We start from the raw sequence: 14,684 nt of genomic DNA, 5'->3' as shown, positions 1-14,684 counted from the left end.
ATATTAGCGCGGCTCGATATCAATCGATTAATGTAAAAACACATTTACGTTAGGTGTTTTCCGAATCCCTTCAGCTAATCTGCGGTTCCCTCGCCGCAGATCCGTAAGGCGGCGATCGGTGCGTGCGCGCACGTCTGATCCTTGCGCGTGCCATTCGAGCGCTCAACCCGCGCCCAACCCACGTCCAACCTATTGAGAGACCGATATGAAACGATTCGCCGTGGTGATCCTGGCCAGTGTGAGTACGCTCGCCCTGGCGCAAAAACCGGCTGTGTATCCTGCGCACGGACAAAGCCAACAGCAGCAGATGTCGGATGACGGAGCGTGCTATTCATGGGCGAAACAAAGCACCGGCATCGACCCGGCCGTGGTCGCGCAAACGCCTCCGCCTCCGTCGGGTCCGACCGGCGCGCGCGTGCGGGGCGCGGCACGCGGCGCGGCGGCGGGTGCGATCGTTGGTGACGTGAGCAATAACGACGCAGGACACGGCGCCGCGGTCGGCGCGACCGCGGGCGCGCTCGCCGGCGGCGTGCGCAGCCGTCAGCAACACGCCGCACAGGCGCAAACAGCGCAGGCCAATCAGCAATCGGCAATGAGCACCTATTGGCGCTCTTACGGAGCCTGCATGCAAGGCAAAGGCTATACGGTTCAGTAGGGGTTAGCGACGCCAATAGAACTGGGGGACCGCATTAACCGAAGGTGTCGCCCTCGCCGAAGATGAAGGGCGCCGGATCATCTTGCAGCAGCAATGTCGCCCGTTGTTCTGCTGTTCTGCTCCGTTATGTCCGGCGTTGAATACCCGTTGAATGTCGATTGGCGGACGCGCGCGCGAAGCGCACTTATCCACCGCTACGGTTCGTTGCCGACGAACCAGCGGAAGTAGGGATTATCCGGCTGTGCCTGCAATGCATCGCCAATGTCGCGAGACCACGTATCACGCTCGCCGCGGTACGCGTCCAGGCCCGCTGCATAGAAACTTTGCAGCGCGCCGCGCTCGGCGTCCAGGGCCGCGCGGAATGCCCTGTCGGCGTGCAGCAATGGCGGCTCGCCGCGAAGCGCTAGCAGGTGCGTGAGCGTGTCCGGGAAACCGTCGCGGCGCACCCACGCCGCGTATTCGATGCGTGGCCTGTCGTCGGTTACCGGCGGGGCATCTGCGGTGTAATAAGCGAGTCCTGCGCGATCGGTGATCCAGGTCGCCAGCAGTGCTGCCGGCGAGGCCACGCCCACCTCGCGCAGTGCCGCCGCCACCTGCGGTTGCGCAAAGCGCGACTCGATACGCGGCACATCCAGTTCGATTGGCTGCATTGAACCGATCAGCATCATCTCGTGCAACTCGGTGGTCCATAGCGCGGCATACGGAAACACCTGGATGAAGCTCTGGATCAGCGAACGCGTGTCGTCTTCGTTCTGGGTGGGTAGCGGCAGCCATTGCGCAACAACGCCATTCGTGCTCAGACGCGAGGCCGCCAATCGGTAGAAGTCCGACGAGTAGAGATTGACCACGCCGGCTGCCGAGGGGGGCGGCGGCTCGAGTGTGATCAGGTCATATCGTTCGCTGCTGCGCAGCAGTTCGCGCCGCCCGTCGCGCAGGCGGATATCGACACGCGGGTCGGCGTTGATGCCGTAGTTGCCTTTGAACTGCGGCGCGGCGTGCACGACCGCCGGCAACAACTCGGCGACCACGCGCTTGTCGAGGCCGGGCCACGTGAGCAGCGCACCGCCCGTGATGCCCGTACCGAGTCCGATTACAAGCGCGCTGCGCGGCGTGTCGCGGTGAACCAGCAGTGGCAGCAATGCCTGCAGACGCATATAGCGCAGCGAGGTCATCGCGTCGCCGGAGTTGGAGACTCCCTGAATGTAGAGACGCCGGAACTGTTTGTCGCCCGCGCCTTGGGTAACGACGGCCACGGTGCCGCCCGCGCTTTCCTCGTAGGAGAGCAGCGTGCCGCCGCGTGCCGCGGCGAGCAGGGTGGCGAAACGGTCCGACGGTGTCAGCAGCACGGCGCACAGGGTTGCCATAGCAAGCACCGGGACGCTCCAGCGAGTGCCGCGCCGCACGCCATGACCTCGCCACACGGCGACAACGCCCACCGCGCCGGCCAGGACGGCGAGCACGGCTAGCGCATGCACCAGCCCGAGGGCTGGAACCAGCAGGAAGCCGGCGAGCAGCGTGCCGGCGATACCGCCCGCGGTATTGAGCGCCACTACGGCGCCGACATCGCGGCCTGTATGCCGCGCATCCACGCTCACGCGCAGCGCGAATGGGAACGCCGCACCCAGCAATAGCGTGGGCACGAATACGATGCACGCGGCCGCGACCGCAAAGCCCGCGCACATCGCGGCGAGCAGGCTGCCAGTGGCGGAGAACGTCGCCTCGCGCGCAAGGCTTTGCCATTGAAGCAGCCAGCCACCCAACGCGGCGACTTGCAGCAACGCGACAAGTCCGGCCGCTACGATCAGCAGCGCGAACACACCCCACGGATCGCGCGCGCGATCGACACGGCGCGAGCTGAGCGCGCTGCCGAGTGTGAGCCCGAGCAGATACGTGGCGAGCACGATCGCGAACGCGAAGCTGCGGGTGCTGATGAACTGGACGATCAGTTGCGACCACACCACCTCGTAACCCAGCGCGATGCCACCGGCTAGCGCATAGAGAGCGACGACGAGGCGAGCGCCGGGCGTGGCATGGTCGGAAGTTGTTCCGGCTGGAGAGGGTGTTTCGAGTGGCGGCGTTTCGAGTGGCGGTATAACGGCGGGATCGCGATCGGAAGTGAAATGGCTAATGAGCAGCGCGCTCAGCGCGGCGAGCGCGTTCAACCCGGCCGCGGCAAACGCGCTGCCTTGTACGCCGAGTAACGGAATCAGTATGAAGGCGGCAGCGAGCGTACCGGCGATCGCGCCACCCGTATTGGCCGCATACAAGCGTGCGCCGGCGCGGCCCAGGCGTGTCGCACGCGGGCCCAACGCGCGCATCAGCACCGGCAGCGTGCCGCCCATCAGCACGGCGGGCAGGCCGACCAGTGCGAACGGCAACACCCACGCAAGCGGCCCCGTGCGATCCTGCAGCCATGCGAACGGCGCGGCCGCGTGCGCCAGCGCGATGGTGCCGGCCACGGCCAGCACCATCGCGCCGCTTTCCAGTGCGGCGTAAAGCAGCAACGGCCGCGAGAGGCGATCGGCCAGCCTGCCGAGCAGCCAGCCACCCAGCGCGAGACCTGCGAAAAAGGCGCTGACGCCCGTCGTGACCGCCTGTACGTCCACACCCACGACGAGCGCTAATTGTTTGATCCACAGCACCTGGTAAATCAGTGACGCCGCGCCCGATGCAAACAGCAGGAGCATTGGCCAGGCAACGGACAGAGACGGTTCAGCAGAGGTCCCATCCGGCTCGTGCGGGCCGCGTTCGCGTTCGCGTCCGCTTTCGCGCGGATCGGCCTGACGTTGCGAGCGTTCGTGTGCGCGACGTTCGCGGCGTGAGGTTCTGGCGCGGTGAGCCAACGTTTGGGTCATTGGATGAAGTGCGCGGATGAGATACCCGGCTGAAGCAAGTCGGGACGTGGTAAATGGACTTCGGCTGCGAAGCGTGCAAGCGCCGCGTCTGCCGGTCGAAACCGGCGGGCGCGGCGCCTTGAACGTGTTACTCGAGTCCGCGCTTCTTGAACGACTCGTCGATCTTCTTGTCGACCTGCCGGCGTACCTGGTCGACGCTGAAACTCGCGGGCCGCTGGCTCGGCGGGTAGTCGACGAAGGTCTGCAGGAATGCAGACGCTTTCAGTGTCGCAATGCCGTTCAGATAGACGTTCTTCGTCACCCAGTCGTTGTACTGATCCGAGGTGATGTCCGCGCGTTCATAAGGGTCCATGCGCAGGTTGAACAGCTTGGGCACTCGCAGGCAGACGAACGGGTCCTGCCAGATGTTCAGGTTGCCTTTGGCGCGCTGCTCGCAAAACACCGCTTTCCACGCGTTGCCGTCCTGGTCCCAGCGCATGGCGACCAGCTGCCCGTCGTCGTCGAAATAATAGAACTCCGTGCGTGGATCCTTGGTGGTCTGTCCGGTCAGGAACGGCAACTGGTTGTAGCCGTCGAGGTGATTCCTGAAACTCGTGCTACCCGCCTTGGGCGCCCAGCCCTTCAGGAGCCGGTCCTTTACACCGGTGTCTCCCGCCGCGGCGAGCAGCGTGGGGAACCAGTCGAGTCCCGAGAACATGCCGTTGGACGTCTCGCCGGCCTTGATATGCCCCGGCCATCGCACCATGGCCGGCACCCGGAACGCGCCTTCCCAGTTGGAGTCCTTCTCGCTGCGGAACGGCGTGGTTGCCGCGTCGGGCCACGAGAACTGGTTCGGCCCGTTGTCCGTCGTGTAAATGACGATGGTGTTTTTGGAGATGTTCAGGTCATCCAGCAACTTAAGCAGTTTGCCGACATCCTGGTCGTGCTCCCACATGCCGTCGGCATATTCGTTGCCGGGCATGCCGCTCTTGCCCCTGAACTCCGGGCGCACGTGGGTGAAGACGTGCATTCGCGTGAAGTTCATCCAGACGAAGAAGGGCGTGCCATTCTTGACCTGCTTGCGGATGAATTCCTCCGCGTGCGCGCCGGTTTCGTCGTCGATGGTTTCCATGCGTTTGGCCGTGAGCGGGCCGGTGTCCTGAACCTTGCCGTCCGACGTGCTATGAATCACGCCGCGCGGCGAGAAGTTCTTCACGTAAGGATCGTTCTTGTCCTTCGGCCAATAAGGGCGCTCCGGTTCTTCTTCGGCATTCAGGTGATACAGGTTGCCGTAGAACTCGTCGAAGCCGTGATTGGTGGGCAGGTACTCGTTCTTGTCGCCGAGGTGATTCTTGCCGAACTGGCCGGTTGCATAGCCGAGCGGCTTGAGCGCCTGGGCGATTGTCATGTCGCCCTTTTGCAGACCAACCGGCGCGCCGGGTGCGCCGACCTTGGACAGCCCGGTGCGCAACGGCGACTGGCCGGTGATGAAGGAAGAGCGGCCTGCCGTACAACTGTTCTCGGCGTAATAGTCCGTGAAGATCATGCCTTCATTCGCAATACGGTCGATATTCGGTGTCCTGTAGCCGACCACGCCGCGCGTGTAGGCGCTGATATTCGCCTGCCCGATATCGTCGCCGAAAATCACGAGGATGTTCGGTTTCGCCGAAGACTTCGCGGCCGGTTGTGGCGCGCTCGTGGCGGCGGGTTTGGCCGCCGGTTGGGTTTGGGCCGGTGCGTTGATGGATGGAAAAATCACCGCACCAAACGCGGCAAGGGCAAGCGCGCCGGCCCCCAACGCGTAACGCCCTCTTTTTAACAACTTCGTCATTTTGTCGCTCCAATGGAGTTGACTCTTATTCACCCGTTACGCAGTGTTCAGCGTGACGGGGTCGCCCCTCGTCGGCCGCCGGCATTCCACGGCCTCAACTTGCCGCGCGCCGCTTACTGCTGCGGCGCGGGAAAGACCGTTTGCCAATCGTTTTTCATACTCACCACGGTCCAGCCGTCGGTGACGGCTTCGTCCCATGCCTTGTCGAGCTTGCCGACTTTCGACGCGCGGTCGTAAGCGAATTCACGCGCGGCGTCGTCGTGATGGAGCAGCAGCGCGAGATGCGGTCCTGGGCCGGCGGCGGTGTACTGCAGCATTTGCAGATCGCCGTCGGAATTGCCGAACGCGAGAATCGGCTTGTGGCCGATGCTGCGATAGATGCCGACGGGTTTTCCCGCGCCGTCGTCCACGAACTCGAGTTTGGGCTCGCGCACGAGAACGGGTTGGCCGTTGCGCACCTCATAGCGCACCACCTGGCTCGAGCCGATGACCTGCTCGGGCGGAATACCGTAAGCTTTCGCGGCCCACGCCCGCATGAACTCGATCGTGCCGCCCGAGACGATGAAGGTCTTGAAGCCGTTGGCACGTAGATAGTCCAGCAATTCCAGCTGCGGCTGATACACGAGGTCCGTATAAGGCCGGCCGAATTTCGGATGACGCGCGCTTGCCAGCCACGCGCCGATGGTCCTGTCGTACTCGTCGACGGTCATGCCGCTATTGGCCACCGCGACTAACTGCAGCAACGCCTTCTGCTGGTTCGCGAGCGCGCCGTAGTCTTTCGCGATGAGCGCCTTGAAAGCCGGATTGTTTTTCCACTCGGGATGCTGCGGTGCGACCGCTTTCACCTGATCGAGCATGAAGACAAACTGAAAATACAACGGCTGTTCGCTCCACAGCGTGCCGTCGTTGTCGAACACGGCGATGCGCTGCGCAGGCGGCACGAACGACGGCGAACCCTCGCGCGTAACGTCGGCAACGAACGACTCGATAGCGCGCTTCGTAGGCGTATCACGCCATGAGGCCAGGGTGGCCGAAGGGTTGGTCGCCGTGGGTTGGGCCGGCGCCATGCCGTTGTGCGACGCGGCGCAGCCGGCGAGACTCAACACGATCAATGCGGCTCGCATCGCGCGCAAGGCACGGCTCGACCACACAGTCTGATGGCGCAGTTGCATTCAGGCTCCAGGTTCAATTAGATGGGCGATCAGACGGACGATCGCGATGCGCGCCGGCGGATTACGGGCGCGGAAACTAAGGGTTTTCCAGCGGTACGGTGTGCGCTAGCCGCCAGGGGTTCCAGGCGCGCCGGCAGCTTTCGCCGAAGCCTGGCGAGCACCGGCTTCTTTCCAGGTGTCTTCGTCCATCACCAGCCGGAAGCCCAGATGCGACATGCTGTTGTAGGGATCGGTGCCGCGTCTCGCGCTGGGCCGGTAGCTCAGGCAATAGATTTCGTTGCAGAGGAACGAACCGCCGCGTGTGACACGCTTGGGCGCGTTGACGGGCACGCCCTGGTCTGCGGGGTCCCACGACTCGCTCGGGCCCACCGGATTGTCGATCGCGCTGGTGCTTACCGCCTCACGCCTGAACTGATCCGCGCGATACCAGTCGGCAACCCACTGCCAGGCGTTGCCGGTCATGTCGGAAAGGCCGTAGCCGTTGGCCGGGAAAGTACCCACCGGACTTGTACCGAGCGCGCCACCCGCTTTCGGGTTGACAACGGGGAAAGACTGCGGCTGCTGGCCCTGCCAGACGTTGGCCATCTGTTTGCCGTTGGGAGAGAACTGATCGCCCCACGCATACGTGGCCTGTTCGAGGCCGCCGCGCGCGGCGAATTCCCATTCGGCTTCGGTCGGCAGACGCTTGCCGGCCCATTTCGCATAAGCCTGCGCATCTTCGTAGGACACTTGAACCACGGGGTGATCATCTTTACCGATGATGTTGCTCTCAGGCCCGGCTGGATGACGCCAGTTAGCGCCAGGCACATAGCGCCACCACTGCGAATAGTCGTCTAGCGGCACGGGACGGCTGGTGCCGACGAACACCATTGCACCCGCCACCATCGCGCTCTCGGGCGGGCGCGGCGTGCCGGGCGGCAACTGGACTTTCAGGGTCTCCCAGTCGGGTTTCTTCTCGGCCGTGGTGACGTAGCCGGTCGCTTCGACGAAGCGGCGGAATTCGGCGTTGGTCACGTGATGGCGGTCCATCCAGAAGCCGTGCACCTTGACCTTGTGCGCGGGGCGTTCGTTCGGTTGCGCCTGTTTGGCGTCGCTGCCCATGAGGAACTGGCCGCCGGGCACCCACGCCATGCCGAGCGGACCATGCGTGCCGTCGCCGAAAACGATTTGCGGGTGAGCGGGTGCGTGCGGCGTGAAGGCCCAACTGACCGCGGCGCCGACACAGGCGGGCAGTATGACGAGCAGGGCGCCCCACAACATTAGTTTGCGCACGCGACCGGCGCGCGTTTGGGTTGCTGCGACCGACCCGTTCGAGCGGGACGACTTTGCGGGCTCTCGATCTCTTTCACTCTTCATTTTTTCTCTCGTGCAGTGAACGGCCGGGTAGTACGCAACGGTCAACGCTCTGGACTTTCTATTTCAGCTTCACAACAAGCTTAGCGATACAGAATAAAGAAGCACAATCAGTGAAAACAAGCAGTTGGAGATTAGCAATTTTTTGCCGATATTTCCTATCTTTTTTTTAGTACGTACGTCAGACACTTTGACGGATTCGCGCTGTTGCATTAACGTGTCTGGCGGCGGGCATTGGCATTCGGGTCGTCCAGTCAGCTACTACATAAATGACTTGAGAGAGGGCACAATGCGCGATATCGTTCTGCAGTTCGAAGCGAGCGTGAATCAGTCGGTCGTGGGGCAGCAGTCCGTGGTTAGACAGGTGTTGATCGCGTTGCTGGCGGATGGCCATGTGCTGCTGGAGAGTTTGCCTGGGCTCGCCAAAACGCGCACCGTGAAGGCAATCGCCACACGGCTCGCGGCGACCATGAGCCGCATCCAGTTCACCCCTGATCTGTTGCCCTCGGACATTACGGGAGCAGAGACGCTGCTGCAATCCGGCACCGGGCACACGCTCAGTTTTCAACCGGGCCCGATATTCGGCAATCTGATTCTCGCGGACGAAATCAATCGCGCGCCGGCCAAGGTTCAATCCGCGTTGCTCGAAGCGATGGAAGAGCGGCAGATTTCAGTCGCGGGAAAAACGCACCGCATGTCCGCGCTCTTTCTGGTGATGGCCACTCAGAATCCGATTGAACAGGAAGGCACCTATCCGTTGCCCGAAGCGCAGATGGACCGCTTTCTTCTCAAGGTGCTGATCGGCTATCCGTCGCCGGAAAGCGAAGTTGCCATGCTGCGTCTGCTGCGCGAGGAAAGCAGCGCGCCTGCCGAGGCGCCGGCCGTGCTTTCGCAGGAGGTCATTTTCGCGGTGCGCGAAGAGATCGGGCAGATTGTCGTTGCGCCCGCGATAGACGACTACATCGTGTCGATCGTCAACGCCACGCGGCACGGCGCGCAGCTCGACGCAGAACTCGGCAAGTGGATCGAAGTCGGCGCGAGCCCGCGCGGCGCGATCGGCCTCGACCGCGCGAGCCGCGTACACGCATGGTTGCAGGCGCGCAGCTTCGTCACGCCGGACGACGTGCGCGCCGTCATTCATCCGGTGCTGCGGCATCGGCTGATACTTTCATACGACGCAAACGCGGACAGTATCAGCGCCGACCAGGTGATCGACCGTCTGATCGAAAAGGTCGCGGTCCCGGCCTGACAGCCGGTGTGTTCTCAATCCGGAGGAGTAGCGTGGCCGTGCTGTCTTCAACTGCGATCGGCAGTGTGTATGTCGATGCCGCGCATCTGGCAAAGCTCGAATTTCAGGCGCGCGGGCTGAGTTTCGTCGCGCCCGCGCCGGTGTCGAGCGTGCTGTCGGGCGCGCATGCGTCGCGTCTGCGCGGGCGTGGTCTGAACTTCGAGGAAATACGCGGCTATCTGCCGGGTGACGACGTGCGTCATATCGACTGGAAGGCATCGTTGCGGCTCGGCAAAGCGCAAGTCCGCACCTATACGGAGGAGCGCGACCGGCCGCTGCTGGTGGTCGTCGATCAGCGCATGAGCATGTTTTTCGGCTCGCGTCGTGCGTTCAAATCGGTCGTGGCCGCCGAGACCGCCGCGCTTGCCGTGTGGATGGGATTTGCCGCGGGCGACCGTGTCGGCGGTGTGCTGTTCAACGACAGCCAGCTCGTGCGAATCAAACCCTTGCGCAGTCGCAGCCGCATCAAGACACTGTTTGGCGCACTTGCGGCCATGAACGGCGCACTGCATGCCGAAAGCGAAGTCAGAACCGCTTACGATCAACTCGACGCCGCGCTCGAAGGCGTGCTTCAACTCGCCGGGCATGACTATCTGATTTGCGTGGTCAGCGATTTTGCCGGGGCGGGCGAGCGCACGCGAAAGCTGCTGCGGCAACTCGCGGCACACAACGACGTCGTCGCGGCCATGATCTTCGATCCATTGTGGCAGCAGATGCCCGGCCACCGTGCGCTGGTAGTCAGCGAGGGGCGCCTGCAGGTCGAATTGCGCATCGAGCAGGAGCGCGTGCGGCAGCCGTTGTCGAGCCTGTTCAGCGGACGCACCGCTGAAGTGGCCGAATTGCTGCGCACGAGCGGCGTGCCGCTCATGGCATTGTCCACCGGCGAACCGGCCGTGGATCAGGTCCGCCGTCTGTTTGGCGAGCGCGCACGCCCCACTGCGGGGAGCGGCATATGAGCGGCACCTCATCGGGCAACGCGCTTGTGCCGGCCGGCTCGTCGCCGCAACTGCAGGGATTGCAGGAGCTGCCGCTCCCCGCGCCGGTATCGTACGCACCGCAAACTATCGGTTGGCTGTTTATCGCAATCGTGTTGCTCGGGGCCGTGCTGCTGACGTCATGGGCGGCGTTACGCCGCTACCGGCGGCAGCGTTACCGGCGCAACGCCTTGCAGGAACTGGCGGACATCGAGGCAAGTCTGGCCTCGGGCCAGGCCGAGCCGCTGCGGCGCGCGGCCATGCTCGCGGCCATACCTTGCCTGCTCAAGCGCACGTCGCTCGAGATCGCGCCGCGCGACCAGGTCGCGGCATTGACCGGCGACGCGTGGCTTGCTTTTCTGCGCCGTACGCGCGGCCGCTTCGACGCGCAAACCGGTCCGCTTCTCACACTGGCAAGCTATGCGCCGCCGCAGGAAGTCGCGCGTCTTTCAGCGGACGAAGCTGCCGCGCTGATCCGGCATGCGCGTGACTGGATCGAGCATCATCATGTGGAAGTTTGATTTTCCGTGGATGTTCGCGCTGCTGCCGCTGCCCGTATTCGTGTGGTGGCTGGTGCCGGCCTATCGCACCACGGCCACGGCCGTGCGCATGCCGTTCTTTCACGAAATGGCGCGGGCCGCGGGCGAAAAACCGGCGCCCGGCGGCGTGCGTTTGCGCCGGCACTGGCTGTTGCGTTTGCTGCTGCCGGTGCTGTGGCTGCTGCTCGTGACCGGCGCGGCGAAACCGGTGTTCGTCGAGCCGCCGATCGTGCGCGACGAGCCCGCGCGCGACCTGATGCTCGCGATCGATCTATCCGGGTCAATGGCCACGCGCGACTTCGTCGATCCGGCCGGCGAACGGATGGACCGGCTGAGCGCCGTCAAGCGCGTGGTGGCTAACTTCGTGGCGAAGCGCAAGGGCGACCGCATCGGCCTCGTGGTGTTCGGCGACGCGGCCTATCCGCAGGCGCCGCTCACGCTCGATCACGACAGCGTGCGGATATTGCTGGATCAGATGCAGATCGGCATGGCAGGTCCGCGTACGGCGATTGGCGACGCGATCGGGCTGACCGTCAAGCTGATGGCGGATTCGCATGCGCAGGAGAAAGTATTGATCCTGCTCACCGACGGCAACGACACCAGCAGTGCCATCCCACCTGAGCGGGCCGCGGAGATCGCGAAGCAGCACAAACTGGTAGTGCACACGGTAGGCATCGGCGACCCGGGCACTACCGGTGAAGACCGGGTCGACCTGGAAGCATTGGCCCGCATTGCCAGCATCACAGGCGGGCGCGCGTTTCGTGCGTTAGGTCAGGAAAAAGATCTGACCGAAGTCTACGCGACGCTGGACAAACTGACGCCCGAGAAAATCAAACGGGAAATCTACCGGCCGCAGCGCGACTACTTCTGGGTGCCCGTTGCCGTGGGCTTGTCCATTCTCGCGCTCTATCATGTGCTGGCGTTACTGATTGCGCTGCTGCGTTCGCCGCGGCGAACGCAGAACGCGCCGGGCTTGCCGGTCAGCGAGGCGCAGCATGGAAATTGATCTGACCGCGTTCCATTTCCTGCGGCCGGCATGGCTGCTGTTGCTGATCCCGGCTCTCGTGCTGCCGTTCGTCTGGCTGCGCCGCAACGACGTGCGCGCGCGCTGGCGTGGCGTGATCGCGCCGGAATTGCTCGAACATCTGATCGTCGGCGACACGAAACGGCGCGTGATCCAGCCGGTTCATACCCTCGCGCTGCTGCTCGGCATCGGTGCGATTGCCGCAGCCGGGCCGACGTGGCAGCAGGAGCGTCCGCCGTTCAATCAGGACAAGGCGCCGCTCGTCGTGGTACTCGAACTCGCTCATTCGATGGACGCCACCGACATCGCGCCGACCCGCCTCGAACGCGCGAGGCAGAAGGTGCTCGATCTCGCGAGAGCGCGCAAAGGCGCGCGAACCGGGCTCGTCGTGTTCGCCGCGACCGCCCACCTCGTGGTGCCGCCGACCGAAGATCCGGCCATGCTCGAACTCTACGTGCCCGCGCTCTCACCGGCACTGATGCCGCGCGACGGCAAGAACGCCGCGGCCGGTCTCGACGTTGCCGAACAGCTTCTGGCGAACGACCCGGCGGCGGGCACGATCGTCTTCATGAGCGACGGCTTCGATACCAATGAGGCAGACGCCTTCGTGCAGAAAGCGAAATCGCTGCGGCACCAACTGCTCTGGCTCGCGGTCGGCACGGAACACGGTGGTCCGATTCGCGGCCCCGACGGCATGATCCAGATGGACCCGGAAGGCCATCCGCTGATGGGCACGTTCGACGCCGACGCGATCCGCAATGTCGCGCGCGACGCCGGCATTCCGCTCGCGAGCATGCGTGCGGATGACGACGACGTGTCGTGGGTCCAGCATCGCGCGCAGGCTTACCTCGCGCAAGCCGAAGAGAACCGGATCGAGCCGCGCTGGAAGGAGAGCGGCTACTGGCTCGTCCTGCCGTTGCTGCTGCTCGCGCTGTGGAGTTTCCGGCGCGGCTGGACGGTCAAGTGGTTGCCCATCGTGCTGATCTCGCTTGCCTTCGGCGCGCTGCCGCACGCCGCGCAGGCGGCGCAGTGGCAGTGGCTCGATCTGTTCGCGACGCACGACCAGCAAGGTCGCTGGAATCTCGAACACGGCAACTACAAGGCGGCGGCCGAGCGCTTCGACGATCCGATGTGGAAGGGGCGCGCGCAATATCTGGCGGGAGACTACGCGGCCGCGCTCGAAACCTTCTCGCGCCTCAAAACGGCGCAAGCGTATTTCTATATCGGCAATACGCTCGCGCATCTGGACGACTACGCGGGCGCGATCAAGGCGTACGACAACGCGCTCAAACTGCAACCTTCGCTCGCGCAGGCCGTGGCCAATCGCGCGTACATGCAAACGCTGCTGGCACGAGACAAACAGAACGAGGCCGACCCGGAAGAAGACCCGCCCGACCAGGTACAGGTGGACAAGAAAAAAGGCAGAGGCACGACGGCGGTGATCGAAGCCGCGCCGCGTCCGAGTGAGGATGCGTGGATGCGCAATCTGAACACATCGCCGGCCGCGTTCCTGCAGCAGCGTTTCGAACAGGAATCCACGGCGAAGACGGGCGGCACGCCATGAAGCGATTTTCACGCCGTGATGCGCTGCTTGCCGCCTTGCTCGCTTTCCTGCTGGCGTCCGTGCTGGCGACAGGACCCGTAGCGGCCGATCCCGCACCACGCATCATGGCGCGCGCGCATCTCGAACCGGCCGGCCCGGTCGTGGCGGGAAGCGAGGTCAAACTGGTCGTCGATCTGCTGACGACCACATGGTTTACCGAGGCGCCGAACTGGCCTTTGTTCACCGTTGCCGATGCGATCGTGAACCTGCCCGACGAGCAGGCAGACAATCTGTCGGAGGACATCGGCGGCACGCGCTGGTTCGGCGTGAGCCGCGCATACCGGATCGCGCCGCAGGCGGGCAAGACCTACGAGATCGCACCGCTCACCATTACGGTGTACCCGGGCGGCATGCAAGGACCGGCGCAGGTAAGCACGCCCGCATTGAAGTTCGTGGCGACGTTGCCGCCCGGTGCGGAGGGCATGACCACGTTCTTTGCCGTGCCCCGACTCACCGTCGAACAGAAAATCGAACCGGCGCCGGGACATCTTGCCGTCGGCGCGCCGCTTACCCGCACGATCACGCAGCGGGCGGCGGGCACCGAGTCGATGCTGATTCCGCCCGCAATACTCGCCGACGTAGCCGGACTCAAACGCTACGCGAGACCCGCGGTCACGCGCAACATCGTGGAGGATCGAGCGGGACTCGTCGCCGGTGAGCGAACCGACAGCGCGAGTTACGTTGCCGATCGCAGCGGCACCTTCAGCCTGCCGCCGCTGACGATCGAATGGTGGAACACGGCGGCGCGTCGCAAGGAGACGATCGTGCTGCCGGCAGTGCATTTTTCGGCCGCCGCCGTGCGCGAAAAGCCGCTGTTCGACATACCGCTGGACGCCATGCGCGAGGGTATGCCGCATCGAATCGTCGTGATTCATGCGCGCGAAGCCATTGCCGGTTGTCTCGTGGTGCTGGGTGTGATTCTTCTGATTTCCTGGCGCGCGCGTGTCGCGTTTTTCGTTCGTCGCGGCGAGCGCGCATTGGGCGAAGTGCGAACCCGCTGGCTGGCAAGCGACGCGCGTGCCTGGCGCAAGCTGGCAGCGGCCGCGCGCAAGGGAGAGTGGCGGCGCACCATTGCCGCGTTGTATTCGTGGATGGACAGAGGGCGCGACTTCGGCCACCCGGCGCGATTCGAGAACATCGAGACCGCCGGGGACCAGGACGCCGCGAGGCTGATTGCGGCGGTCGAGTCGAACTATGCGGGGGGCAATGCGCGAGGTCCAGGCTGGAAAGAGATCAGCGCGGTTCTGCGCAGGAGTGCGGATCGGGCCGGGGCGAAGCGCGCAGACGAAACCTTGCCGCGACCATTGAACCCGTTCAGGGAGCCGACGGAATGAACACGTACGGATTGCGACTATCGCAGGCGGCATAGGAATGCGGCGCGCCGGCGAAAATGCGCATGCAGAGTAAGGAG

General features: G+C 64.2%; 11 protein-coding genes. 7 read left to right on the top strand and 4 right to left on the bottom strand.

Annotated elements, in window-relative coordinates; all coding sequences use genetic code 11:
- The first annotated feature begins 205 nt into the window (after window positions 1-205).
- Complete coding sequence (locus BXE_RS11400) at window positions 206-655, top strand: glycine zipper domain-containing protein (RefSeq protein WP_011488452.1); 450 nt, start codon at window positions 206-208, stop codon at window positions 653-655.
- A gap of 194 nt (window positions 656-849) precedes the next feature.
- Here the strand turns inward: BXE_RS11400 and BXE_RS11395 are convergent, their stop codons facing one another.
- The 4 genes from BXE_RS11395 to BXE_RS11380 form a co-directional block, all read right to left on the bottom strand.
- Window positions 850-3,342 (bottom strand): spermidine synthase, encoded by a 2,493-nt coding sequence (locus BXE_RS11395; RefSeq protein ID WP_011488451.1) that lies wholly within the window; start codon window positions 3,340-3,342, stop codon window positions 850-852.
- Window positions 3,343-3,637: 295 nt separating this feature from the next.
- Window positions 3,638-5,320, bottom strand: a complete 1,683-nt coding sequence (locus BXE_RS11390; RefSeq protein ID WP_011488450.1) for an arylsulfatase — start codon at window positions 5,318-5,320, stop codon at window positions 3,638-3,640.
- Window positions 5,321-5,433: 113 nt separating this feature from the next.
- Entirely contained in the window at window positions 5,434-6,492 is a 1,059-nt protein-coding gene (locus BXE_RS11385; RefSeq protein ID WP_011488449.1) for an HAD family hydrolase, read from the bottom strand.
- A gap of 105 nt (window positions 6,493-6,597) precedes the next feature.
- Window positions 6,598-7,752 (bottom strand): formylglycine-generating enzyme family protein, encoded by a 1,155-nt coding sequence (locus BXE_RS11380; RefSeq protein ID WP_011488448.1) that lies wholly within the window; start codon window positions 7,750-7,752, stop codon window positions 6,598-6,600.
- 382 nt (window positions 7,753-8,134) lie between these two features.
- Here BXE_RS11380 and BXE_RS11375 point away from each other — a divergent pair, with 382 nt between their 5' ends.
- From BXE_RS11375 to BXE_RS11350, 6 genes are read left to right on the top strand one after another with little or no spacing between them, the layout of a single operon-like run.
- Window positions 8,135-9,094 carry an AAA family ATPase gene (locus BXE_RS11375; protein WP_011488447.1) on the top strand — a complete coding sequence of 320 codons (960 nt, stop codon included), beginning with the start codon at window positions 8,135-8,137 and terminating at the stop codon, window positions 9,092-9,094.
- A 38-nt stretch (window positions 9,095-9,132) separates the two neighbouring features.
- Entirely contained in the window at window positions 9,133-10,089 is a 957-nt protein-coding gene (locus BXE_RS11370; protein ID WP_038458826.1) for a DUF58 domain-containing protein, read from the top strand.
- Window positions 10,086-10,628 (top strand): DUF4381 domain-containing protein, encoded by a 543-nt coding sequence (locus tag BXE_RS11365; RefSeq protein WP_049782156.1) that lies wholly within the window; start codon window positions 10,086-10,088, stop codon window positions 10,626-10,628. Before BXE_RS11370 ends, BXE_RS11365 begins: the two co-directional genes overlap by 4 nt.
- Window positions 10,615-11,652 carry a vWA domain-containing protein gene (locus BXE_RS11360; RefSeq protein WP_038457915.1) on the top strand — a complete coding sequence of 346 codons (1,038 nt, stop codon included), beginning with the start codon at window positions 10,615-10,617 and terminating at the stop codon, window positions 11,650-11,652. Before BXE_RS11365 ends, BXE_RS11360 begins: the two co-directional genes overlap by 14 nt.
- Window positions 11,642-13,234 carry a vWA domain-containing protein gene (locus BXE_RS11355; RefSeq protein ID WP_011488443.1) on the top strand — a complete coding sequence of 531 codons (1,593 nt, stop codon included), beginning with the start codon at window positions 11,642-11,644 and terminating at the stop codon, window positions 13,232-13,234. The genes BXE_RS11360 and BXE_RS11355 overlap by 11 nt, the downstream gene beginning before the upstream one ends.
- Window positions 13,231-14,607: a BatD family protein gene (locus tag BXE_RS11350; protein ID WP_011488442.1), complete on the top strand. Its 1,377-nt coding sequence runs from the start codon at window positions 13,231-13,233 to the stop codon at window positions 14,605-14,607. Before BXE_RS11355 ends, BXE_RS11350 begins: the two co-directional genes overlap by 4 nt.
- Window positions 14,608-14,684: the final 77 nt, after the last annotated feature.

It is taken from the genome of Paraburkholderia xenovorans LB400, assembly GCF_000013645.1.
Classification (GTDB): Bacteria; Pseudomonadota; Gammaproteobacteria; order Burkholderiales; family Burkholderiaceae; genus Paraburkholderia; species Paraburkholderia xenovorans.
Note: the sequence above shows the minus strand (reverse complement) of the source record. Positions and strands in the feature narration are given on the sequence as shown.